The organism is Glutamicibacter bergerei (genome assembly GCF_054495185.1).
Map to the genome: position 1 here is coordinate 78,057 of NZ_JBTMZF010000002.1, position 23,043 is coordinate 101,099.

General features: G+C 55.0%; 19 protein-coding genes and 2 pseudogenes. 8 read left to right on the top strand and 13 right to left on the bottom strand.

All coding sequences use genetic code 11. The features are described from left to right. Positions 1-191: 191 nt before the first annotated feature. Together ACX5K5_RS16910 and ACX5K5_RS16915 are read right to left on the bottom strand one after the other, a co-directional pair. Positions 192-1,490, bottom strand: a complete 1,299-nt coding sequence (locus tag ACX5K5_RS16910; RefSeq protein ID WP_459175465.1) for a Y-family DNA polymerase — start codon at positions 1,488-1,490, stop codon at positions 192-194. Then, on the bottom strand, positions 1,472-1,843 hold the full coding sequence (locus ACX5K5_RS16915) for a LexA family protein (protein ID WP_459175527.1): 372 nt from the start codon (positions 1,841-1,843) through the stop codon (positions 1,472-1,474). The genes ACX5K5_RS16910 and ACX5K5_RS16915 overlap by 19 nt, the downstream gene beginning before the upstream one ends. A 276-nt stretch (positions 1,844-2,119) precedes the next feature. Between ACX5K5_RS16915 and ACX5K5_RS16920 the strand changes: the two genes are divergently transcribed. From ACX5K5_RS16920 to ACX5K5_RS16930, 3 genes are all read left to right on the top strand, one after another. Then, positions 2,120-2,962, top strand: coding sequence for a DNA/RNA non-specific endonuclease (locus ACX5K5_RS16920; protein WP_459175466.1), 843 nt, complete (start codon positions 2,120-2,122; stop codon positions 2,960-2,962). A gap of 273 nt (positions 2,963-3,235) precedes the next feature. After that, on the top strand, positions 3,236-4,417 hold the full coding sequence (locus ACX5K5_RS16925; protein ID WP_459175467.1) for a hypothetical protein: 1,182 nt from the start codon (positions 3,236-3,238) through the stop codon (positions 4,415-4,417). A gap of 406 nt (positions 4,418-4,823) precedes the next feature. Continuing rightward, a complete protein-coding gene (locus ACX5K5_RS16930) occupies positions 4,824-5,054 on the top strand; it encodes a hypothetical protein (RefSeq protein ID WP_459175468.1) in 231 nt (76 codons plus the stop codon). A gap of 143 nt (positions 5,055-5,197) precedes the next feature. Here the strand turns inward: ACX5K5_RS16930 and ACX5K5_RS16935 are convergent, their stop codons facing one another. Continuing rightward, on the bottom strand, positions 5,198-6,193 hold the full coding sequence (locus ACX5K5_RS16935; protein WP_459175469.1) for a TIR domain-containing protein: 996 nt from the start codon (positions 6,191-6,193) through the stop codon (positions 5,198-5,200). A 321-nt stretch (positions 6,194-6,514) separates the two neighbouring features. Here ACX5K5_RS16935 and ACX5K5_RS16940 point away from each other — a divergent pair, with 321 nt between their 5' ends. Beyond that, entirely contained in the window at positions 6,515-7,438 is a 924-nt protein-coding gene (locus ACX5K5_RS16940) for a DUF4365 domain-containing protein (protein WP_459175470.1), read from the top strand. Between the two features lie 92 nt (positions 7,439-7,530). Here the strand turns inward: ACX5K5_RS16940 and ACX5K5_RS16945 are convergent, their stop codons facing one another. Both ACX5K5_RS16945 and ACX5K5_RS16950 read right to left on the bottom strand, forming a co-directional pair. Further along, the gene (locus tag ACX5K5_RS16945; RefSeq protein ID WP_459175471.1) at positions 7,531-10,083 is read right to left on the bottom strand and encodes a DEAD/DEAH box helicase; all 2,553 of its coding nucleotides are present in this window, start codon (positions 10,081-10,083) and stop codon (positions 7,531-7,533) included. Continuing rightward, entirely contained in the window at positions 10,083-12,194 is a 2,112-nt protein-coding gene (locus ACX5K5_RS16950; RefSeq protein WP_459175472.1) for a site-specific DNA-methyltransferase, read from the bottom strand. The genes ACX5K5_RS16945 and ACX5K5_RS16950 overlap by 1 nt, the downstream gene beginning before the upstream one ends. Before the next feature lie 723 nt (positions 12,195-12,917). Between ACX5K5_RS16950 and ACX5K5_RS16955 the strand changes: the two genes are divergently transcribed. After that, entirely contained in the window at positions 12,918-13,199 is a 282-nt protein-coding gene (locus ACX5K5_RS16955) for a hypothetical protein (RefSeq protein WP_459175473.1), read from the top strand. 223 nt (positions 13,200-13,422) lie between these two features. Here the strand turns inward: ACX5K5_RS16955 and ACX5K5_RS16960 are convergent, their stop codons facing one another. Next, positions 13,423-13,857 (bottom strand): hypothetical protein, encoded by a 435-nt coding sequence (locus ACX5K5_RS16960; RefSeq protein ID WP_459175474.1) that lies wholly within the window; start codon positions 13,855-13,857, stop codon positions 13,423-13,425. Between the two features lie 465 nt (positions 13,858-14,322). Between ACX5K5_RS16960 and ACX5K5_RS16965 the strand changes: the two genes are divergently transcribed. Beyond that, entirely contained in the window at positions 14,323-14,610 is a 288-nt protein-coding gene (locus ACX5K5_RS16965) for a hypothetical protein (RefSeq protein WP_459175475.1), read from the top strand. A gap of 333 nt (positions 14,611-14,943) precedes the next feature. Here the strand turns inward: ACX5K5_RS16965 and ACX5K5_RS16970 are convergent, their stop codons facing one another. From ACX5K5_RS16970 to ACX5K5_RS16995, 6 genes and pseudogenes are all read right to left on the bottom strand, one after another. Next, positions 14,944-15,405, bottom strand: coding sequence for a PGPGW domain-containing protein (locus tag ACX5K5_RS16970; protein WP_459175476.1), 462 nt, complete (start codon positions 15,403-15,405; stop codon positions 14,944-14,946). 247 nt (positions 15,406-15,652) lie between these two features. Next, a pseudogene (locus ACX5K5_RS16975) lies at positions 15,653-15,721 on the bottom strand (helix-turn-helix domain-containing protein); the annotation flags it as partial. Between the two features lie 698 nt (positions 15,722-16,419). Then, positions 16,420-17,001: a recombinase family protein gene (locus ACX5K5_RS16980; RefSeq protein ID WP_459175477.1), complete on the bottom strand. Its 582-nt coding sequence runs from the start codon at positions 16,999-17,001 to the stop codon at positions 16,420-16,422. Positions 17,002-17,205: 204 nt separating this feature from the next. Then, a protein-coding gene (locus ACX5K5_RS16985) for an IS3 family transposase (protein WP_459175478.1) occupies positions 17,206-18,494 on the bottom strand; the annotation gives its coding sequence in 2 pieces (ribosomal slippage) (positions 17,206-18,221 and positions 18,221-18,494; 1,290 coding nt in all). Positions 18,495-18,580: 86 nt separating this feature from the next. Beyond that, positions 18,581-19,912, bottom strand: a complete 1,332-nt coding sequence (locus ACX5K5_RS16990) for an MFS transporter (RefSeq protein WP_459175479.1) — start codon at positions 19,910-19,912, stop codon at positions 18,581-18,583. A 20-nt stretch (positions 19,913-19,932) separates the two neighbouring features. Then, on the bottom strand, positions 19,933-21,156 hold the full coding sequence (locus tag ACX5K5_RS16995; RefSeq protein WP_188687509.1) for a M20 metallopeptidase family protein: 1,224 nt from the start codon (positions 21,154-21,156) through the stop codon (positions 19,933-19,935). Between the two features lie 140 nt (positions 21,157-21,296). Between ACX5K5_RS16995 and ACX5K5_RS17000 the strand changes: the two genes are divergently transcribed. Together ACX5K5_RS17000 and ACX5K5_RS17005 are read left to right on the top strand one after the other, a co-directional pair. Then, entirely contained in the window at positions 21,297-22,313 is a 1,017-nt protein-coding gene (locus tag ACX5K5_RS17000) for an AsnC family transcriptional regulator (protein ID WP_459175480.1), read from the top strand. 44 nt (positions 22,314-22,357) lie between these two features. Further along, positions 22,358-22,642 (top strand): annotated as a pseudogene (locus tag ACX5K5_RS17005) (transposase); the annotation flags it as partial. 71 nt (positions 22,643-22,713) lie between these two features. Here ACX5K5_RS17005 and ACX5K5_RS17010 read toward each other — a convergent pair. Next, the gene (locus ACX5K5_RS17010; protein WP_188687507.1) at positions 22,714-22,857 is read right to left on the bottom strand and encodes a hypothetical protein; all 144 of its coding nucleotides are present in this window, start codon (positions 22,855-22,857) and stop codon (positions 22,714-22,716) included. Positions 22,858-23,043 lie beyond the last annotated feature (186 nt).

Genomic DNA, 23,043 nt, shown 5'->3' on the forward strand with positions numbered 1-23,043 from the left:
AAGACAAATGAACCACGAAAGAAAACAAAAATCTTGAAAGTTAGCTTCTCCGCAGAAAATCCAGCCAATCAGGCCGTCACCTACTACGAGGCAGAAGCAGCCACATACGAAGAAGCTCGGGACGCAGCACGAGCCAAGGTGCCCCGAAGGGCACCAACCACTCGCCATACGCGTAGACCGCAGTTAAAGACCTAAGCTGCTTTCACGGTCATCAGTTCCCGCCAATGTGTCGTATAGCGCGGACTCATCATCTCGCGGCGCATTTCCCAAGCTGGCCCTCGCTGTAGACCGGCAGCACCTAAACCAATCGACTTCACACCGCACTCAGCCCGGATCTGGGCGATTAACGGGCCGATCTGTTTCGCCTCATGCGCCGAAACAAACGGGTCGAACGTCTCCTGCATCGCCGTCGGTTGCAGATCCATGACCACCACCCCTGCGCGTGCGTATTTCACCCCGACCAGGATCTGGGGGAGTAGCTGCTTTGCTGCCTTGGTGAGCACCACCGGATCAGCGCTCGGTCCAGGGAGCTTGACCGTGATAGTTGGCTGATGATCCTGATGCTGGTTGTAATAGCTGGTCATCGCCCACGCAGACAGAATCTTTGCTTGCTTCTGGTGCTTGTGCAATCTTGCCGAGGCCTGCTGCGCATAAATCCCCATCACCTGCTCCATCCCCACCCGGTCAGTGACCGGATCAGAGAAGCTGCGGGAAAAGATCAGCTGATCTTTGATCACCCGTTCTTCCTCCATCGGGATGCAGGGGATGCCGCGCAGCTCTAGCACGGTGCGCATCTGCACAATGGAGAACTTATCGCGGATACGCACCTCATCGGCATCCCGCAGATCTTTTGCTGTCCAGATCCCTAGGCCCCGCAGCCGTTTAGTCAGACGGGGTCCGATGCCCCAGATCTCGACCGTAGGAAGGCGGGCGAGTAAGTTCTCCGTGGTTGTCCTTGGGGCGCGGTCCCACACGCACACCCCGCCCAGCTCCGTGATGTGCTTGGCTGTTTTGTTCGCCATCTTCGCCAGGGTCTTAGACTTGGCGATCCCCACGCACACCGGCAACCCGGTCAGCCGGAACACCTCGGCCTTGATCTGCTCACCAAGGACTTGCAGCTCATCGACGGTGCCAGTGACACCCAGGAAAGCTTCATCAATGGAATAGACCTCCACCCAGGCGGAGAAGCGGCCCAGCAGTTTCATGACCCGCCCCGACATTTCGCCATACAGCTCATAATTAGAAGACTTTGCAACCAGGTTAATTCGGTCAGCGTCGGCAGCGAGCTTGAACCACGGTGCGCCCATTTCAATGCCCAGTGCTTTGGCCTCGGCGCTGCGGGCGACCGCGCAACCGTCATTGTTAGACAGCACAATCACCGGCCGGCCTTCCAGTGTCGGATCAAAAGCCCGCTCACACGAGACATAAAAACTGTTCACATCGACATGGGCAATATAGTTCTGACGTGGCTCTAGAGGTGGTGTAGGCATGTGGTAGCCACACCCCACACCCGAAAATCACTAAGCTCGGCCACGCGCAGATCAGGGTAGTCCGGGTTCTCAGCTTTCAACACCACTCCGTCGGGTGTGGTGGTCAGCCGTTTGACGGTCATCTCCCCGTCAATCACCGCAATCACCACATGCCCGTCGCGAGGCTTTACGGAGCGGTCCACGATCAGCTCATCCCCATCGCTGATCCCCGCACCCTGCATCGACTCACCTGAGACGCGCACAATGAAGGTGGATACCTGGTCGCGGATCAGCATCTCTGACAGGTCGATCTTCGTATCTGAGTAGTCTTGGGCGGGGGAGGGGTAGCCGGCCGGCACCCGGTCCAGCGCCATCGCGATCACGCGCTGAGGCGGGGACGCCAATGCGCATACCTGTATTCGATCAATTTTCACAGCAACACCTTTTCTTAGAATATCTATTCTAATACTCGAATGTAGCCTGTGATTCCGACAGGAAGGCTCGTTCGTGATCCTGCCTCGACTCGGTTCGCATCGAATGGTCTTGATGTTTGGTGATTTCCCTGGGTGTGTTCACCGTGCAGGCCGTAGGCTGGAGGCGCAAACTCATGGAACAAAATCGTACGATTTTCGATGAAAGTGGTGTTCAGTTTGTCCACTGATGCAGACCTGGCTAATGTTCCGATTGACCGGAGCGGGTACGACCCAGACTTCCTGGGAACTAGCGTCACGCTGCCGATCTTGGATGCTGAGGCCTTGCAGGACGCGGTGCTGTGGGAAGGGTCGAACGTCATTCCTTATACCCACTTTTCCCTGTCACTGAGCAAGTCGCGACGGTTGGCGCGCTGGGTGGCCTGGAACATCGACGGCGCTGCAACCAAGCGGTTGAGCCGTTCGGGCATTGATTTCAACAAGGATTCGAGGTTGCCTGAAGAGTTCCAATCAGGCAATGAGCTGTATCAGGGTAATCGGCTGGATCGGGGGCATATTGCTCGCCGTGCGGATCTGGTGTGGGGCGAAGCCGCGGAAGCGCAGCAAGCCAATGAGGATTCCTTTTTCTACACGAACATCGCCCCGCAGATGGATGACTTCAACCAGAGCAGCCAAGAGGGGATCTGGGGCCAGCTGGAGAATGCGCTCTATGAGCAGGTGGATGTTGAAAACCTCTGTGTGAGTGTCTTCGGTGGGCCGGTCTTCCAGCCTGGCGACCAGGTGTATCGAGGGGTTGGGCTGCCCTCGGAATATTGGAAACTCATCGTCTTCAAAGAAGGCGGCGTGTTGAAAGCGCGAGCGTTCCTCTTGACTCAGGATCTCGATCAGCTGCGTGTAGCGCTCATGTTGGATGAGTTTAGGGTCTATCAGGTTTCGGTGGGGGAGTTGGAGCAGCGGACGCAACTGGTATTCGGTGAGCCTGTACGCCTTGCCGATGACCTGTGGGCTCTCCGGACTGAGGACAATACCCCTTTGTCCGCTCTCACTGATGTTGAGTGGTAAGGAATTCTACATGTTCAAAATCGACCGTTTTTGGTTTCCCCGCAAGAAGAACGGCTACCAGGGCAGGGTGGGCCGAACGGGTCACCTTCGATGGCAGATCGTCGAACGGAGTCTCAGATGCTGAGTGGAGAGCAGGCCCGCAGGTGGTACCCATCTTTGACGTGTGAGTAGTCTCGTGCTGTTGTTACTAAGCCGGAATCGTCGAATGAAAGTACTGTGCACCCCGGAACCGTCATTAACCAAGTTAATGGACACATGAGAGAGAATGGTTCCATGGGGAAAACGTCGCGCAGACCGTCTCGTCAAAATCGAAAATCGTTTGGAACGACAGGCTCTGGACTCACTGTCACCATTGGTGCCAGCCCGCAGACGAAAATCAACGGCCAACCATCGTTTGCCGGAGAACTGCGACTCCTGAAAAGTTCATTGCTCTATGCAGATCATCTGGACCTTCTTGCACCCAGTGCGGCGTGGAGGGACACACTCACTCCACTGTTGCATACAAATACTGCCAATCCCCTACTGACAGTTGCGAAGCTTCCCAACGAGACTCTTCAACGCCTTGGAGTCACGAAAATTTCCCCTCAAGAATTTCGCGAAGCATTAAGGAAGTTGGCAGCAACGCCGCCCAATCACCCGCAACGGCGCGAAGCGGAGGCGCTTTGGCGTCCCGCGATCCTGAAGCTCAAGAAGGAAGCCACCGATTACCTGCACACCCCTGAAGGGTTGGAGCTGGATATTGCGTTGGAGACCGGCGCTGTCACCTTGATCAGCGATGGAACTCGCTTTGAGGACAGCCTAGATCAGCAACTTGAGTGGTTTCGTGATCGGCTCACCCAGGCGCTGGGGGCACCCAGCGCAACCGTTCTCCTAGATCAGGTATCCACTGAATACCTGCGTGCAACAGCAGACTACACCGAAGGGCTACCCTCGGTTGCTGGGAACCGCTCCCGTCGGAGCGCTCTCGGCACAGGGCTAGTGGAGCGACTACCCGCCTTCCCCGAGTCACCCATGAGCCACATCTTAGAAGCCCGTGAAGAACTCACCGAAGGTAGAGCCGCATACCGAGAGTCCGTGAAGGCGCTGGCCAGCAAACTCCAGTCCTCAGCCTTGGATGAAACTCTCCCCAGCGAAATCGACGAGATGTGGAACGATCAGGTTCGCCCCACCTTAGAAGAACTGCGCAAGAGTGCGACCAAGACGCGAGTTGCGGTAGAAACAGGCAAACGACTTTCCACCGAGGGATATGGGGTGCCAACGTTGTTGGTGGCGGTAGCGAACTTTACCGACCTCGCGGCAGCGCTTCCCACTCCCGCTGCTGCTCTGGCTGCTGTAGGCCGCATCGCCGCCGCTGCCGCACAGGAAGCATTTAGCACTCGCACCGCAGTACGAAACCACGACCTGGTTTATCTTCTCGACATCAACAAGAAGCTCGGCAAACGGTCGGGACGCTAACGAACCCGTAACCGGAACGGTCTGCGGGATCGGTATTTCGTTGATTCTGAAATTTTGAGAAATCAGGAACTGCACCTAGATGGCCTATTGTGGGCAAATGACAGAGGACTCCCCAAATGGCACCCACACTACACTCGGCCGCCAGTTTCGAACCCCAGCGCATCCTCAAGTCCTCGCTGCATTGGGACGGGCGCTCTACTGCTTTTTGAGCCTTGAAGAATCTGTAACAGCGATTCTCTTCGAAGCTGGAGCCGCGACTCTTCCTGAGTCTCGGGCAAAAATGGCGGGTCCCAAAGAGAGGGATCTTGAGAACCTTGCGGGCCAGTACAGGGCTGTGGATTCTGGAGTTGTCGTAGCGGACGCGCTCGATCTAGCCGTACTTGAATTTCGAAAGGCTCGAAAGTCAGTGCGCAATGTACTCTTGCACGCTCATCCATACACAGCTGGTGAAGATGGAAGAGGCAATTACCTTCCAGGTTTGGCCTACACTGCCCCAGATGGGAAGTCGTGGAAGACGATTTCCCCGACACCCGAGGACCTACTTGACCTAGCTATAGAGATCGAGCAGGCAATCGATCCGCTAGATGAGGCCCGTGTGGCTGTTCAAGCCCTGCCATTGTCGGCACTGATTCCTTGAAGTGAGAGGCAGACTGTAACCAAACAACGCATCTAAGCCAACCCGGAGAAGTTACAGACCACGCGTGACAACGCTTACCAAACCCAGGAAAAACCTCTCGCCTCGGTGGCCGAGGGGTTTTTCCTGTGTGGCATTGAAAAGAGCTAGCTATACAAGCCTGCATGGGCATGGGTGAAATTTCGGTTTCTGCTAACAGTTACGCCAGCCGAGACAAGAGCATCAACCAGCATTGACCGGTCATTCCACTCGTTATTTAGATTGAGCCAATGCATGCCAGCGATATCTGAAATATCGCGTGTTTTACCTCTGCGCACTAAGACTGTTCGTTTAGCGTCTATTCCCAACGCCATTCCTGCTTCAAGAATCACGTTCTGGCGCGCTTGCCCGGTTGGTTTTCTTTCGTCATAACCATCAAAAGGGTTATGGAATTCATCTTTTAGTCGTGCTTCGTCATCAGGAGTAAATATGACGATGACAGCTTGCGCATTATTCAGCCCTGCCTGGACGATTTCCAAAGTAGTAGGTGAGGAAGAATTCGTCAGTCTACGGGCTTCTGCCCAGTCGAGAGATGACACCTCGATATATCTCAGAAATTGCTCAAGGGTGTCTTTGGTCTGGGTGTCGCGCCCATGGACGATGAAAACTTTTCGCGGGTCTTTGCTTTGAGTGGGGGTGGTCTTCACGTCTTCAAAACTTCCATCCCAGGTCTTCTGTGGTTCAGGCCATACCTTCTTGTCAACAACTTTTGGTTCAGGAGAAACAGGTTCAGCAGTTTTCTGTTGATTTGATCCAGTAAAAATAGGTGGGTTGATCCCTTGTTCGTCGGATACGAAACCGTCTCTCAGCAGCTGATTTTCGATCTGTTTGAATGCAGGGTGTTCTCTCCGCTCTTCACTTTTTGCGTCGTAGTAAAAGATTTCGTTGATGATCTGCATGAAATCACTATCTGCCTGAGTTTTCTTAGCTATCTTCTCGACCATCTCGATAGCTCTTTTAGCTTTCGTTGAGTCGCTTATCTCTGAATGGTCGCCAAAACCCATCCAAATGGTGCTCAGAGCGTCGTGCGTTATGTGTTCGTTTGTGCCGAGGGCCTGAGCGATCTTTGAAAGCATGTAGCGAGAGAAAAATTCTGTGGTCATCTCGATATTCTATGTGGGCTTGCTAAACGCAACCGCCACTTAATCTGTCGTACATGCGGGTAACGCGCAAACCCCTCAACTTTCAAAAACCATCGTTTTTGAAATGATCAGCAAAACCCAGGCGACACTCCGGCCATCGTACTGTTTGCCCAACGCGATAGTACGGATTTCGGATGGGACTTGCAGAACGCACTTATCTTTGAAGGTATGAAAAACCTGCACCATCCCCTTCATGTCGAAGCTCCAATGACGATATGCTATAGGGCAAAATTGGGTACTATGATGCGCCGTACGCCAAGTGCCAGAGTTGGCAGTGAAGGCATGACCCAAGCACAGCTTGCATTCGAGAGCGACCTCGGATGGATCTTTCGCGTCCAGCCCACGGAGGACTACGGGATCGACGCACATGCTGAGGTTGTGGACGGCGAAGATGTCCGGGGACGCCTCGTGGCCCTACAGGTTAAAAGTGGTTTGAGCTGGTTCAGTGAACCCGGACCCGGCGGCTGGTGGTTTCGCCCGGACACGAATCATGTGAACTATTGGCTGGACCACTCCCTGCCGGTGGCGGTCGTTGTCTATCACCCAGAGACGAAGCTATGCCACTGGCAGCTCATCCGGCGCGACACGCTTGAACGGACATCCACGGGTAATTGGAAGATTCTTGTACCGGAGTCCCAGATCATTGACGAGAGTGCACGCGCTCCGCTCGGTACCGCCGCCGATGGCGATCCTTATGAACTCCGAATTCGAGAGCTCCGTCTAGCGAAGCCCTGGATGGAGATGCTCGCGAACGGTACAAGACTGCTGGTCGACATGGAGGAATGGAGCAATAAGTCCTCCGGCCGGGGTGCGATCTCAATCGGCATCGATCATGAGAACGGCAACGATGCGGAGGAACTGGTTCGCTGGCAGTTCCTAATCGGTCCGAGGAGCTACGCCGAGGACGTGGTTGGGCTGTTCGCTTGGGCCCAACTTGATGTCCACGAGGAAACATACGATGATGCGGAATACGACCTGTATGTGACCGAATGCTCGACCTGGGACGAGGGCGATCAGTACTTCCGTGAGTCATACGAGGAATGGAAGAGCGAACGAATTCCATCAGGTATCCGTCCGTATCGGAATGATTCGGGCGAGGTTGATGTCTATCGTCTTGAAATGACCCTTAACGAGCTCGGGAAGTCCTTCCTCATAGTTGACGAGTTCGCCATAACTGGGAGCCGTCAGCTGACAGGTGGCCTTTAGTCCGAACCGAATTGGTATTATCTCGTTGGGAACAGACTCGCTGGCCTCGCCTGCGTCCGCTGGAGATCATCAAATACCCCGGGAGTACTTTTCTAGTACTCGATGGAGAACTCACGATAGGCGCTATCAGCGTCGACGACCGTCAGTGCTGCTGCGCGAACGGAAGGCAGCGTAAAGTCAAGAACGCGGAGTTTTCCATCGATGCGTGAAATTGATTCAATCCGATGGAACCGATCGCCGTAGATGTCAGCGAAGCGTGCCATTCCACGGAGCTTTGCAAGTGCATCCGGAAGCCACGCACCATGAGGATCGACGATATTCGCCTGCACACCCTTCTCGGAGTTCACGAAGAACAGGAAGTCCGGACGCAGAGTCCTCCAATCACCATGACGGTCCTGATACGCCAAACTCATCGAGTCCCGCCCCCCGGTAGGGTTTCGATACCAAGCAAGCAAATTACCGCGCGCGATCTCGGTATCCAGCACTTCGATTTCATCCGGGTTAAGCTTCCCGACAGGGAACAGCCCCTCATCATCCGCTAGCAAGTGCAGTGACCGTCGTTCAAGGAGCTGGATGGAGTCACCAACGACTCGTTTAGTCTCTTCTTGGCGGTTCTTCGGCAGCGCCATCGAAATAAGTTGCGGGTCCGTGCTCATCGCGGTGATCTCTGCATAGAGACTCTGTCGCGTTTCAGAGAGATCCTTGATCGCAACCCGATATTGGCTGAGCCACTCATGCGCAATTCGGTCAGCTTCTGCATCCAAAGCTGGACGAGTTTGCGGAAGCAAAGCGAGTGCCGCAATCTGAACGTTGGCGTCCCGATAAACGTCCTCGTCATCGGTACCCGCAGCTAAATGTTCGACATAGGTACGGGCAACGTCCGGAGTGATCGTGCGAGCGCCAGCGCGATAAGCATCCTGGATCGCTCGATCATCGGCAACCTCTTTCCAGGTGGCATCCTGACGGAGCCCGTGGCGGGCATGGCCGCGCACAGTGCCTCCCGCCACAGTTAGAACGTCATCGATAGCCTTGGAGAGGTCCTTCGCGTACTGAGCTGATAGCCCATTTAAAACGCCGTGGAGACGCTCGTGAGCGATCTTTCCGGCGTCGGATAGCAGACGGTCCGCAGCCAGCGCATGGGCCAACGCGGTGACCCGCTTAATGGGATTTGCGTGTTTACGAGGTAGCGTCTCTGCCGGCAATGCCTGGAACAGCTCCCAAACTTCGTCCGGTATGGTGTTATTCGGCATCATGACCTGGGGATTAACCAAAACGCGCGGACCCACGGTCTCGCCTGTGGGCAGGTCATTCCCCATAATCCGTTCCAACACAAGACTGGCAGTGGTTTTGTTGAACTTCGGCAGAATGCACTCGACGCTGTTGAGCATGTCGTTACCCTCAATGCGTCGAGCAAGTGGCGTTCGAATCATACGACCGAGTAGCTGTGTAATGTGAGTTTCATCCTTGGCTGGGCGGAACGACACCATGACCTCGGCGCGCGGACAATCCCAGCCCGTACTGATGGCATCCTTAGCGAGCAAAACACGCACGTATGCGGCGTCCTGAACACGCTCCGGAGAAATGTATGGGACGCTATGAGGCCCGAATGTCTGCGCGCTGTGGTCACCGAAGACATGTGCGATTGCGTCAGATTCCAGCTCCGGCCACTCATCGCGGATCACGTCAATGGCTGAAGCAACTTCTGCAGGGGAGGGCTTGTTCGGCACCTGTAGCACCATGAGCGGCTTGACCGGCTCCTCGCTTTGGCCGGCAGAGTACATTGCCCAAGCATGTGAAAGTGCTTTCACCTTCCGGATTCCGCGGCGCAACAGCACGGTGCTGAAATCTCCGGTCTCAGCCGGGAAGTCAAGAACGATATCGTCCTTGAGCAGACCAGACTCCTGAATGCGCACGGGATCAACCTGCACAGTTGCGAGGTGGACACGGTTGGACTGCACCTCGGCCGCGCTCATCGCGTCCTCGAAGCGCTGTACGGTCGCAGATATACCCCAGACTATCGGTATGGCCGGTACGTCGCTGTGACCGTTGATGAGCCGCTTGACGATAGTTGGAGTCTCGGACGGACGCTTGCCCATACCCCGGTGCGCCTCATCGAGAACCATATAAAGCGTTAGACCATCGTCCTCGATTGTATTCCTCAGCGTGTCCCAAAATGTGAACGGTACCGTGTCAGGATGCGCGTCGAAGCCCGGCAGAGCGTCCGCGTCATCGCGGCCCCGCACGAGCAGGCTATTCTTTGAAAGCTTCGACGTGTTCAGGAAGTAAACGTTGCCCGCTTGGAGCTTCTGGTAGCGGAACGGGTGCTCGACTGTTACTAGTCGGTTCCTCAGACGGTCGGAGGCCTGTTCCAACCGGTGCCTGGTTTGCTGATTCAAGGCGGGATCGTCGCTAAACCAGAGCACGACCGCTCCAGGGTCCGGCGCAATAGCGTAGTCATCACTGCCCCAGAACAAGGCCTCGATGACCGCAGCGGCCATCACGGTTTTGCCGGCACCTGTGGTCGCTGTCAGCGCAACAGAGGAAACACGCTTGCTAGCACTCCGGTAGAAGTCTCGGGCCGAAGTTAGCTCGTGCAGCGTATCCCCGACAGCGTCGGCCTGGTAGTCCTTCAAGGTAAAACGCATTAGAAGTCCCCCGTCATCTCGCAGTTGCGGAGATAGTCTTCGTATAGGCGCACGGTTTCCAGATTTCGGATTTCGTCGGCGACTTGCTGGTATCGGCCCTCATCGTCGGTGACGATGTACGCGATCCGAATACTGTCTGCCGCACGGATTGCTTCGATGAACGCGGCGGAATCATCGAGGTCACGTAGGATGCCGTAACTATCAGTGATTGCCCATCCACCTTCGATTGAGTCGATACGTGGGCCGACTGCGCCGGCGCGCAGCCAGAGCATTGGCGCGATAGCGGCGAAGGATCGATCGACTCCAACCAGCCACTTAGACTCATAGGTCAGCGTGAAAAATGCTGCGTTCTCTTCGAACCCGTCGGATATAGGAAACTCATCGACGAACTTATAATCGCCCTTAACCGGTTCACCGTCCGGGGTTTTACCGGTGATCGCGGCCCGGATGCGCGGCTTGGTGACATAGTCGCAGATACCTAACTTTTCCCACTCGGGATCGCCAGGGCGCAGGCCCTGTCGCCGCAGTTCGGCCTGTTCGTCGGCTGATACCTCATTGTTCGTCACTGAGATGCACTGACGGCGACCGCCGTCCTGCTTGTTGAGACGCATCACAGCGTGCGCAGTCGTTCCTGAGCCGGAGAAGAAGTCCAAGATAATCGCGTTTGGTCTATTTTCAACGAAGAACCGCAAGGTATCCTCGACGGCGTACAGTGATTTCGGAAAGGGGAACTCGCGACTCGGCAAGAATGAGTCTCTGAGCAGCCGCGACCCGTACTGTGTCGCATCATGCGAGGGAATGCGCCATTGAGTCCCAGGGATTGCCCGAACAAGATCAGTTTCATCCTTCTCGAAGAGCAGCGAACCATCTGGCCTCCTACCGGAAGACGTGTACTCGCCGTTCATGATCTTTGCGTACTCGCCGTCTTTAAGAATAGAGACCACAAATCCGCGTTTCAGATTTCCGCTGATACGGACTCTACCCTGAGCTTGGCGACGCTCGAACTCACGCTTACTCCACATCCAACGGCCTTCCGAACCATCTTTGCGGATTGGCAATACAGGTACCGTTCCTTCGATGGATGGCACGTCTGATACTCCCGCAGGCAGTGGATCTCCGACATGAGAGATGCTTGGGCCAGCCGGATTAACATAGATTGGGTAAAATCCCCCGGGAGAGTCCTGCCGTCTTGCTCCGCCGCCGGAACGTCGCAACATGTCCCATCGTGGTACACCAGTATGGGTTCGACCTCTCGATGACACCCATTCGCGTGAGAGTAATACGCGGCTCGCTACGGCGGTACCCAGCCGGACGAAGTAAATGTATTCGTCAACTCTTCCGAAAGACCCAGGTCGCGCGGACGCCGCCGGATTGATTTGGGAACTGACCATCTGAATTTCTGCTTCGGGGAATGTCTGTTCTAGCAGAAGGCCAAGACGCAGATACTCTTTTTCGTCGATTGTCACGATCAGCACCGAGTCATGTGGCTTCAAAAGCCTTTTGGCGAGCTTCAGACGTCGTTCCATGAAAGCCAGCCATTTTGAGTGCCGGTAGAGATCGTCGTTCGCTACATAGTCGTTGTTGTATTTCCAGTCGCGCGCACCCGAGTTGTACGGGGGATCGATGTAAATCACGTCCACGGATTGTTCATGCGTGAAAGTAAGTTGTTCCAAAGCATGGAAATTCTCGCCGTTAATAACGGTGTGGAATGGCTTATTACCGCCGCGCTCAACTGTTCCATCTGGTCGGAGCCCGGGGTAGATGCGATCACGGAATTCAGCTACGAGAACTAAATCGTCAAGTGGTACGGAAGCGGTTTCGATCTCGGAACCCTTCGGGGTCGAGAGGTCAGCAGTGTCTCCAGTGATCGCATCGACGGTCCAGATTCGCTGGTCGCCGCGCTGCGTAATTCCTCGTGGAGGAAGCACGCGAACCTTGCTCATCTTGCGGATCTTATGGCCCGGCAGTTCAACGGCTTCGGGTGCATGACGCTCGAAGTTCAAACCGAATGGGAGGCGTTTTTGCAGGGGAGCAATCTCTTCTGCGAGATCTTTAGCAAGCTGCGGGTCGAGCTGGCTCGCGGTGCGAAGCAGATCCGTCAAGCGAGACATTCAAATCCTTAAGTTCATAACGATACAAGTCCGCTGTGGTGAATAAGAAGAAGCGAACCTTCGACATGAATCCTATCGCTGACGCTACGTCGCTAAAGAATCGGAAGGCCTCAACATCAACTTGGGCTAGATGCAGCTCCTGCTGAAGGCGCATATGGCTGAAAAGTTTAGGCCGAAAACCATCGCTAATGGGATGCAGGATCAACTGCTCGCGCATTATCCGTCAGTGAGTGGATTCGCAGTCTTTTCAGATTCCCGAAACCTGATTTCGGAACGGTATTTCCCACACTCCATTGTCAGTGGTTTACGGGATGCAGCTGACCTCAGATTTTTTGGCTAATTTTTAGATTTTGAGTCGTGCCCGTAAGAGGTTGTGTCTCCAATGGTTCCGTCTTGCGGTCCACCCTGGATAGAAGATACTGACCCGCTGGGAGAGACACGGCCATCTGGATGCCGCAAGCGTCTGTTCAGGGGAACCGGGCGAAGAACTGCCGGTGAGGCCCACGTCATGGCGTAGCAGGCCGGTGCTCCCTTAGGCTTGGCCGGAGCAATCCCATTTCGCTTTACCTCGGGGCGCGGGTCCTGCACTTCAGCAAAGACTGATTCTTCATAACTGGTCACGGTTCTTGTGGGTTGCTGAGTAAATCTCTCTGGTCTTGACCTATACCTGTTACCGGGCAGTAAGGTCAGAGGCCATAGAACTATTGGACAACCCAGGAGTTCATGTTGAACACCCACCGCAAAGACATTCATCTATCTCTCTCGCATGATCAGTACGATGATCTGACCAGCGCTTTGGAGACCCACCGCGACGGTATGGAACAGTTCGTCAAGGAGTCGGCTTTAGGTTTCGGTTTAGAAACCACTTATTGGTCTCACCGCGTTGCAGAGGTCCAAGGACTGCTCGAAGCTGTGCATCGTCTCGCGGCAGGCGAAAGCCCCGACGCGGTAAAGCACCACCTGCAGCGCCTTTCCCCCGACTCACAGGAGCATCCGCACTCGTAGCACGCACCACAGGAGCGCTCGATTGCTGAAGCAAAAGCTTAACCTGCTCAGATTCCGAAGCTGAACGATGCTGTTCAAACCGGTGACAGAGCGGCGCAATTGAAGACTGGCTGGTAGAGAGCCGTTGCTTTAGCTGTGCGGCATGGCCGATTACTGGCCTCGAGCCGCAATGCCCTGCGCAACGCGTTCCCCTTTCCTGCCTTCCGATGGTGTGCGGAAAGGATCAGAGGCTCAAGCGCTGCCCGTAGGTTTTCGTCTCTTTCGTTGGATAGAATACCGGGATGGGCAGTGCCACTGCGCAGGAAGCCCAATACTTCACTCGGAAAGTGACCGCTCCCTGATTCTCTGTGCGGGCAAACAGCTCGTGGATCTGAGTTGCAGCTTCTTCCGGATTGACTGGCTTCAAGGCGGGGTTCGGCGTGGAAATATAGAGGAATTTGAGTTCATCAGAGCCAGCGTCGAGCATGGCGACCAATGCCGACCGTCCGTGCATGGATACTAATCCCATGACGTCGTTGACCGGTTCGGCAGGCACAGCCATGACCACTGGCATTCCCTGAGCCCAACCGTGCGCGGTGAGGTGTGCGCGTCCTTCACGTGATCCGAGCAGATCGCTCACGCGTTCGGCAGTTTGTGTTCTTACGAGACGTCCTGGCATTGGTACTACCTCCACTGTGTTCGTGAGTCTTCCGAGTGATCCCCATCAGCTTGGAACAAGACACAACGCAGACTGGCTGCCTGTCGTTACGGTTCTTTAGTGTGTTGTTTCCACCCTAAGACGATCGACGCAACAAAGCTACCGATGCAGATGAACGTTAATAAAAGTTCACGTCAACTCATCAATTAGCGGATTTTTTAGGGAACTGCATTGCCTGTGGAAAGAAAATCTGCATTAAAGGAAGATGCTGAAAAATGACTAGTCAGGCAGGTAAAGACAGGGAGCCGCGTGTTGCTCAGAGCGTATATGAAGCGTCGAAACTGGGGATCGGCAAGGATTCTCAGAAATTTAAGAGGTTTGACTAGGGCATTGGCACAAGGTTCAGCGATTATCAGATGACAGCTGGGCATCCGCCGCCCTGTTGTCGTTGCTGACATAGAGGGGGATCTGGTGGAGCGCGGCGCTATGAGCCCAGAAATGGACGCGAAAGCGCGTGATCCTATTCTCGCTGTGCCTGACGCAGAGTTCCGCGAGCGTAGTTCCCGAGGGCAGAGGAACAACTCTGGTGAAGATGGGACTGGGGACGGTGACATGCCAGAGTTGCAAGGCGTCAGTGTGAGCGTCAGTGAGCACCAGGAGCACAGTCCGCCCATGGACGGAAACGAAACCCATGACTTCTTCTACCAGCTCATCTCGGTGTGCGAAGACTACCGGCATGCCTTCCACCCATCCATAAGCGGTGAGGTGCCTTAACGCTTCAGGGCAGTGCAGCAGCTCATTGAGGCGCTCGGTGGTGTGGGTATGTAGTTCAGGGGTGTTCATATCTTCCTCCGTTGAGGTCAGCTCTCCCTAAGCTGACCGACCACGTGCGTTACTGCATTATTTTATGCAGGTGCGTTTCCCCGGGTGTCGCTTGCGGCGCTCGGTGATCTTCGTGGAGTGATCTTCTGAGAATACTCCCTACTCGGAGAATAAGTTATCTATACAGTGGAAGGGGCTGGCGTCTCAGCGTCGGAGGTCTGACTGTTAGCTTTACTTCCGCGGTCAACGCGCGGTTCCGGCTGACAAAGGATTGCCACCAAGGCCTTATAACGGTGGTTGGCCATGGAAGCGTTTGAAACTGTAGAGAATCATCGTCAAGGCTAAACCGCCTGAGGCAATGAGTGTTACCCCAGTTCCCCACCCGCCAGCTAACCACCATCCGCTGTCCAGCGGCCACCAACCGGGGGCGGGGAATCCGATGCCCCAGATGATCCCCATGGCGATGACGCTGAGACCGCCTAGTGTGCTGAATATGATTCGCGGCCACGTTTGCACTCCTTTCGAGGCAAGCCGCAACGCTCGGAATTTTATTGGCCGCAGCAATCGTTTAGCCCAGGGATACCTCAGCGCCAATATAGCCAGGCCGGCCGTAACGCACAGCAATCCTGGTCCAGGAAGCACCAAGGCTGCGATACCGATTAGAACCAGCACCCAGCCGGCAATCTCAAGGGCCCTATGCTTTACCCAGGTAGGAATCACCTGTTGCGGGTTGTCTGCATTGTCCATCAAAACTCTCAACTGGTAGGTGAACTGCTGAAGGCCGTGGCGCCATCTTGGCGGCCTTTCTTTCGTTTATCTTCTTCGTAATCGGTTTATACTCGGTTTGGTCATTTACGTTCCGCCGGAAACGATTCAGGCTTGCAGCTTTCAGGCTATGGGCTGACATCAGTGGAGGGAAGAACTTGCAGGTTTTTCACACTCTGAGTATTTCTTGTCAGGCATCGTTCTTCGTGTAGGACAGCGTCAAAGGGCGTTAACTTTCGAATGCGTCGAGGCGCCGATAGAGCGTTGCTCTGGACATGCCTAAGTCCTTGGCGGATTGGGTGGCTTGCTCGCCGGCCTAGATGAGTTTCGTCGCGGTCCGGATCTGCAAGTCGGTGACCGTTAGCCGGCGGCCCACGATGTCCCCTCCCGTAAGGCGGTCAGTTGCCGGAACGTACCCCTGACTGACTTGAACTTACGAAGTTTCTTGGATTCATAGGAAAGTCGACTGTTCCGTTAACCTATCCTGTGAAGTGACCGGTGGCGGGGCGTGAAACGGAACGATCTTGTCCTACCTCGGAATGCCGAACGCTCCCATCGAAAACGATGATTTTTGGGAACATGAAACGCTCCATTGGAATTGCTAGCTCGAATGGCGCGTTTTTCACGGTTTTTATTTTCACGGAAGTAGGCACCAGAACTATTTCAGTGCCAGCTATCCGAGTGCGCAGGAAATATTATCCTGAATGCCAGCTGTTAGTTTTTAGAAAATCAGGTGGCTAGCAAAAAAGCTGCATTAGAATAAAAGTTCCTCCTTCACACAACATCATGACGGAATCCCTCTATAGTGATTGCGGTGGGGAGAAGAATTCAGCAGCCCCCAAGATGCTGAATTTGCCAAGAGCCTCGTCTTAGACGGGGCTCTTCGCGTGCCTGAGGCACCACAACTCCCGCATTTTTGTTCCATGCATGACTGTCAGTTTTTCGGCAGCTGAGTTCAGCGCAAACTGCAGTGGCTAGTAGTGGTTATGAGTATGGCTATCGTTGCAAGTCTTTGATTCTGCGGTATAGCGTTGCCCGGGACATTCCCATATCTCGGGCAACTTGGGTAGCGGGTTCACCGGCCTCGATGAGTTTCGAAGCTGTGCGGATCTGGGATTCGGTGAAAGTGGGGCGTCGGCCACCGAGGTCGCCACCGGTGGTGCGGCGTTTGGTGACGGAGTCATTGACCCGTTCCCGTTTAATTTCCAGCTCCATTTGCGCGAGTGCTGCCATGACAGTGAAGACCATGGCACCCATGGGTGTTTTGGTGTCGACGTCGCCGCCGCCAAGATTGAGCACGCGCAGTCCGATATTCCGTTCACGCAGTTCTTCAGCCAGTTCGAGCATTTTCTGGGTGGAACGCCCGAGCCGGTCCAAGGTGGTGATCACCAGGGTGTCATCCAGGTGCAGCGACTCGAGGGCTTTGTCCAACCCCGGTCTTTTACTCAGCGCACCTGATAGCCCGTGGTCGATATAAAGATCATCGCGCCGGACTCCGGCGGCGATGAGGTCTTGGATTTGCCGGTCAGTGTCTTGGGCTTTGGTTGATACGCGGGCGTATCCGATCAGCTTGGTCATGAAATCCTTGAAAAGTGTCTTGCAACTAATGGTGTTGACATCATTCTATGACATTGGTTGAGACACATAGTTGCGAGAATTTTGGATCGTTGAGTTTTCAAGGATTTTTAGCTGGGGGAGTGAGGATCGATGAGACGTCTTGCAACCCATAGGTTGGAAGACGTCTCACCTCGAACAAGCTGTCGTTATGAACCGTCCCGGAAATCATGCCGCCGTCTTATGTGCGGCAGCGTCGGGAAACGAGCCTGTCATTTCATCATAGTAGGCACGCTCAAATTCCTCGGGAGTTTGGTGATCCAGCGAGGAATGCAAGCGATCATTGTTGTACCAAAAGACCCAGTCGAAAACGACCTCAACGACATCTGATTCGGTCTTCAACGCACCACTACGGAAGGGAGAACCCTTGGCCACGGCTTCATTCTTGAATAATCCCATGACCGTTTCGGCAGCCGCATTGTCGTAAGCATCCCCGACACTGCCAATCGACGGAACCAGCCCCTCAATTTCTAAGGTGTCGGTGTAACGGATCGAGGTATATTGCGAGCCAGCGTCCGAATGATGTAGAAGTCCCTTGTCAACTGGTCTTTTGGTGTGTTTTCGGCGCCATAAAGCCATCTTCAAGCACTGTTCCACGAAGGCGGTGTCTTTCACCGTGGAGGTTTCCCACCCGACGATCGCCCGTGAATACAGATCGATCACCAAGGCCACGTAGACGAACCCGGAATACACCGGCACGTAAGTGAAATCTGTGACCCAAATACGGTTAGGGGCACTGGCGCTGAAGTTCCGATTCAGTAGGTCGCCAGCTCGTTTGCCGTCCTTGCCAGGGATCGTGGTGCGGGTCTTACGTCCACGAATCAGGCCGTTCATGCCCTCGTCACGCATGAGTCGGTCAACGGTGTGTTTGGAGACCTCGGGGAAGCCGTTGCGCCGCAGCCAAGCGGTCATCTTTCGCCGGCCATAAAGGATTTCTGGCTTCGGTCTTCCTTTAGCGTCTAACACTTTGAGGCTGCGTAACGTGTCAATGACCTTGGCATCTTCAACTGCTCGCAGGGCCGGAATCCTTATTTTCCAGGCCCGGTAGGTTCGTGCGGCGACCTGCACGCCCTGCTCACGCAGGACGGCGCAGATCGACTCGACCGCATGACCTTCGGCCCGCTGCTCATCAACGAATCGGCAGATTAGCGGCGGCGAGGGTCGAGTTCCCTCGCGAAGAAAATCGATGCTGCTTTCAAGATTTCGTTGGCTTCCTTCAAATCCCGATTCTCCGCCCGCAACGTCTTGAGCTCATCGAGTTCGGTAGTGGTTGGGCCGTCCTTCTCACCGGTGTCGACCTGGGCTTGGAGCACCCAGTGACGCAATGATTCGGGGCCGACATCCAGCTTCGGAGCCAGAGCCTTGCACGCTGCATACACGGAAGGATATTCAGAGAGCCGGTCCACAACCATCGCTACGGCGCGGTCACGAACTTCGGCAGGATACTTCTTGGGCATGGTTTCTATCTTTCTCTCGAAAGACAGCGGCATCAAATCAGGGACGGTTCAGTGTCACCGCTGTTTCGAGAGATCACAGTTTGCCGTTAATCAGTCAGTTCTTTGCCCCTAGATTCTGCCAGAGCCGAAGCTGTCGCCGCGGATATCAGCAACAGCACGATCGAGTAGATCGAGAATACTACGCTTCCTTGATCCCCCAACCAACTGTCCAAAGCAGCTTGGAGATAAGCAGCTGTACCGCCGAACAACGCCACGCACAGTGCGTATGGAGCGGCAACCCCGATCGTTCGTATAGAGGTCGGAAACAGTTCTGCATACACTGCGGGCATGATGGCTGCCGAGCCGGAAATGAATATCAGCATGACGGCCATGGCAATGAAAAGTTGCCACCATTCTCCACGCACAACGAACGTCATCGGGAACTGCATCACTGCGGCACCGATGGAGGAAATGATCAAAACCGGCCGACGGCCAATGCGATCCGAAAGTTTGCCCCAGAACGGCAAGGCGATCATGAAGACGAGGTTCGCGCCCACACCGACCCAGAGTGCTTCGGATGGCTCCATACCTAGAGTTGATATGGCATGGGCCGGAGTGGCAACGGACCAGATGTAGTAGACCACCGTCAGTCCTACGGTGAGACCGATGACCTGCAGAGCCTTAGCTCGATTGGCCATGAAATCCTTGATCAGCGAGGTCTTCGGCCGGCGGGAATCAGTTTCTGCATGTTTGTGTTCAGTGAACTGCACTGTTTCCTTTAGTCGTGTGCGCATGACCAGAGCATAGAGGCCGAAGAGAGCTCCCAATGCGAAAGGAATACGCCAGCCGAAGCTATCCATCTGCTCGTTGGTCAGAACCAGCGTGAAGATCGCGCCTAACAACGTTCCAAAGACTATTCCAGCAGTTCCCGAGAAATAGATCAGAGTCGAGTAGAGACCTCGCTGGGGTGCTGGGGCCATCTCGGCAAGATAGGTCTGTGCACTAGGCAATTCCCCGCCGTGAGCCAACCCCTGGATAAGCCGGGCAATAAGAAGCATAATCGACGCGAATACCCCCATCACGGCAAATCCCGGGGTAACGGCGATGATCAACGACCCAAAAGCGGCCAGCCCTACGGCCAACGTCATTGAGGTCTTACGCCCCACCCGATCGCCGATCACGCCGAAAAGCACACCGCCTACCGGGCGCGCAATGAATCCGACGGCGAAGATTGCCATAGTCGCAAGAAATGCGCTGGTGGCGTCTTGCGGTGAAAAGAGATTTCTGGCGATATATGGTGCAAAGGTTGCATAGATAGCCCAATCGAACCATTCCACAGCGTTACCCGCTCCAATGCCGAAGAGGGTCTTGCGCAGTTCTTTGCGGCCGTTTGGCCGGTGAATAGCCGGCGAAACTTCGCCGAGTCTTGGAGTGTTCATTAAAATTCTCCGGTCCAAAGTTAGCGGGAGGACAATTCAGCGAGCCTGCTGATTGCCAGATGTGTGTAGAGTGCGGTACCCCTAGGCAGAACATCATCAGAGAATTCTGCGTAAGGAGAGTGGTTGAATTGAGCTTCGGAAGCTTCAACCCCCGGCGACAGTGCGGAGAGGAAAATGAAAGCTCCGGGAACGCGTTCCAGCACTCGGGAAAAATCTTCCGACCCAGCCAAGGGGTTTGCCATTTGCGCATAAGCAGTTGAGTCGAAGAGCTCGATCACCGCTTGCCGGGCGAAATCGGTCTCGTCTTCGTGATTAACCGTCACCGGATATTCAGGACGCAATTCAATCTCGACTTCCACGCCGTGAGCGGCGGCAATTCCTTGCAGCAGCTGCGGAAGGGTCTGTCCCAGCGCGGCGAATGATTCATGGCTAAACGAACGCACCGTCGCCTCGAAGCGCGCTGTCTCGGGAATAACATTGCGGGCGTGGCCGGCTTCGAATACGCCCACGGATATCACCACAGGATCGAAGACATCGAATCTACGGGTGATCATACCCTGCATCGCGCTCACCATTTCGGCTGCAACATACACTGGATCCTTGGCCAGGTATGGCGCGGAACCGTGCCCGCCCTGGCCATGGACAGTGACGAATAAACCGGCTGATGAGCTCATCACTGCGCCCGGGCGGCTCATGAACTGTCCTGAAGTGCCTAATGCACTCATGACATGAAGTCCAAATGCAGCGTCTACTGTAGAGCCGGCCGCCTCCAGCACTCCTTCGCCGATCATGTGCCCGGCCCCGTCGAAACCTTCCTCCCCGGGCTGGAACATCAAAACTACGTCTCCAGGTAGCTGCTCGCGCCGATCAGCAAGAAGCGTGGCTGCACCTGCGAGCATCGCGGTATGCAGGTCATGGCCACACGCATGCATGGTATTTCCCGTTTGTGAGGCGTAGGAAGCCCCTGTCTTCTCCTTGACGGGCAAAGCATCCATGTCTGCGCGCAACAGCACACTAGGAGCTTTCGCTTCTGCCGCTCCTCCACGCAGTACGGCGGTAACAGAACTAAGTTCCTGACCCAAAGTCACTTCGAACCCTAGCGGTTCAAGCCATTCCAGAATGCGTTGCTGGGTCAGAGGCAAGTCCAACCCGACTTCGGGCTGCCGGTGCAACTCATGCCGGAGCCTCTGAATCTCGGGTGCCAAGTGAGCTGCATCGCTGACAACGCTTTCCTCAGTACTCATTGTGGGCCTCCTTTACCATTGACAAGACGGCATCTTATGATGCCAATCACACTATTTATGATCAGGCTGAAAGCATTACAGCTGCTCATATTGAAGGTTTAGTTGCTTTTCAGGCCGAATAAACCGAAAATAGTTGCACGATGACAGATTTAGAGCTGGCCCATGATGATTTGGAATTGGTGCATGCGCTGCAGATCGCACCCCGATTAAGCTGGACGGAGCTAGGCAACGTACTGGGGCGGCATCCTACGACCCTGTCAGAACGCTGGAAACGGCTACACTCCCAGAGGCTTGTATGGACTTTAGGACATTTGGGAGGCAGGCCTCAGATGAACTGCACCGCATTGCTCGATATCGAAGTTGAGCCTCGGCTCATGGAAGATACTTTGCTTAAAATATGTCAGATACCGGAGGTCAACTCCGTCGATAGCGCGTCACGGCATGCCGATTACCGGCTTACCTGCATCACATCAAATTGGCTGAACATGACCCGTCAGGTGCTTCCGCAATTATGGGCCATTGCCGGCGTCTTGAGAATCAAAACCTCCCTCTGCACCCATGTATATGCCAGCGGTGACCAGTGGAGACTCGATGTTCTCTCGCGCCAGCAAGAGGAAGAATTGCGCGAGCTAGCACCGACTCCACAAGTTTCAACGGGCGCGATCCCTCCGGCTTTATGGCCCTGTCTAGAAGTTCTACAGACCAACGGCCGCGCCACGGCCAGAGATATCGCGCTTTCAACCGGGCAACATCCTGCCACCGCAGCGCGTTTGCTAAATGCCTCACTCTCAACAGGAATGATCTTTATTCGCTGTGAACTAGCGAGCGACTATTCCGGATCGCCACTATGGGTGCAGTGGTTTACCAAAGTTCCGCCGGGCATGGAAGATCAAATCGCTCAATATCTTAGAACCTTCCGAAACCTTAGGCTGTGCGCGGCCACTACCGGCGAAGCAAACCTGGTTTTCAACATGCAGCTGCGCGAGCCCGCAGAGATTGCAAACATAGAGCGGAAGCTTACTTCCCAATTTCCACAACTGCGGATCCTCGAAACTTGTGTCGGGATGCGGAGCTATAAGCGCATGGGGTGGATCCTGGAATCTGATGGACGTTTCAGCAAGACTCTGGAAAGTACCCGTTCCATCTCTAGGATTTAGAGGTTTAATCGGATTGTAGCCCCGAATCCTGTTAATCCTGACGGGTGAGCGATGATATTTGGGTGGCAGAGATACAGGAATGGGCCGACGGCCTCGAGAAAATCCGCGAGCTGATCGGCGGCGAGTTCGCCCGCGCCGAGCCGCGGAACAACGCGGTCAACTACATCCGCGGGCTGCTCTCGGACGAAGAACGGAAGAACTCCTGGACCCTGTCCGAACGTGCCGGGCACGGCACCCCGGTCGGGATGCAGCGATTGCTCTCGACCACCGACTGGGACCCCGAGGCGGTGCGCGACGCCCTGTTCGGGTACGTGAAAAAGCACCTGGGCGGCCTACTGTGTGTGAGCGCTAAACTTCAGGCCGTTTCAGCCATGAAGGCGGGCCAAGTTGGCAGCTCATTTCAGGCCAAATGAACGCCAAGCGCCAGCCCCTCGGCAGCGGCTCGCGCGTAGAGACCAAAGACCGTCAGGATATGACGATGGTGGGCGGCCTGCCCCAACTCCCCGGTCAGGCGACCGGCAATGATTTCTTCAATTGCACGCATGCTTCGAGCGTATCAATACGAAGGCAGGCCTAACGCCAAGTCCACGGTAATAATCGGCCCTTACCTGCACGGCGACGATCCTGAATACCTAAGCGATGACGAGCCACTACAACCAAAAATCAGCGCGTCAACTAATGGCGCGACGACCAGAGTTACGACTTGTCCGGTTCCGCCCAGTCCAGTGCT

Coding starts and splice junctions, on each gene's coding strand:
- ACX5K5_RS16910 (WP_459175465.1), bottom strand. CDS start 1,490: ATGCCTACACCACCTCTAGAGCCACGTCAGAACTATATTGCCCATGTC.
- ACX5K5_RS16915 (WP_459175527.1), bottom strand. CDS start 1,843: ATGGCGCTGGACCGGGTGCCGGCCGGCTACCCCTCCCCCGCCCAAGAC.
- ACX5K5_RS16925 (WP_459175467.1), top strand. CDS start 3,236: ATGGGGAAAACGTCGCGCAGACCGTCTCGTCAAAATCGAAAATCGTTT.
- ACX5K5_RS16935 (WP_459175469.1), bottom strand. CDS start 6,193: ATGACCACAGAATTTTTCTCTCGCTACATGCTTTCAAAGATCGCTCAG.
- ACX5K5_RS16940 (WP_459175470.1), top strand. CDS start 6,515: ATGACCCAAGCACAGCTTGCATTCGAGAGCGACCTCGGATGGATCTTT.
- ACX5K5_RS16945 (WP_459175471.1), bottom strand. CDS start 10,083: ATGCGTTTTACCTTGAAGGACTACCAGGCCGACGCTGTCGGGGATACG.
- ACX5K5_RS16950 (WP_459175472.1), bottom strand. CDS start 12,194: ATGTCTCGCTTGACGGATCTGCTTCGCACCGCGAGCCAGCTCGACCCG.
- ACX5K5_RS16955 (WP_459175473.1), top strand. CDS start 12,918: ATGTTGAACACCCACCGCAAAGACATTCATCTATCTCTCTCGCATGAT.
- ACX5K5_RS16960 (WP_459175474.1), bottom strand. CDS start 13,857: ATGCCAGGACGTCTCGTAAGAACACAAACTGCCGAACGCGTGAGCGAT.
- ACX5K5_RS16965 (WP_459175475.1), top strand. CDS start 14,323: ATGAGCCCAGAAATGGACGCGAAAGCGCGTGATCCTATTCTCGCTGTG.
- ACX5K5_RS16970 (WP_459175476.1), bottom strand. CDS start 15,405: ATGGACAATGCAGACAACCCGCAACAGGTGATTCCTACCTGGGTAAAG.
- ACX5K5_RS16980 (WP_459175477.1), bottom strand. CDS start 17,001: ATGACCAAGCTGATCGGATACGCCCGCGTATCAACCAAAGCCCAAGAC.
- ACX5K5_RS16990 (WP_459175479.1), bottom strand. CDS start 19,912: ATGAACACTCCAAGACTCGGCGAAGTTTCGCCGGCTATTCACCGGCCA.
- ACX5K5_RS16995 (WP_188687509.1), bottom strand. CDS start 21,156: ATGAGTACTGAGGAAAGCGTTGTCAGCGATGCAGCTCACTTGGCACCC.
- ACX5K5_RS17000 (WP_459175480.1), top strand. CDS start 21,297: ATGACAGATTTAGAGCTGGCCCATGATGATTTGGAATTGGTGCATGCG.
- ACX5K5_RS17010 (WP_188687507.1), bottom strand. CDS start 22,857: ATGCGTGCAATTGAAGAAATCATTGCCGGTCGCCTGACCGGGGAGTTG.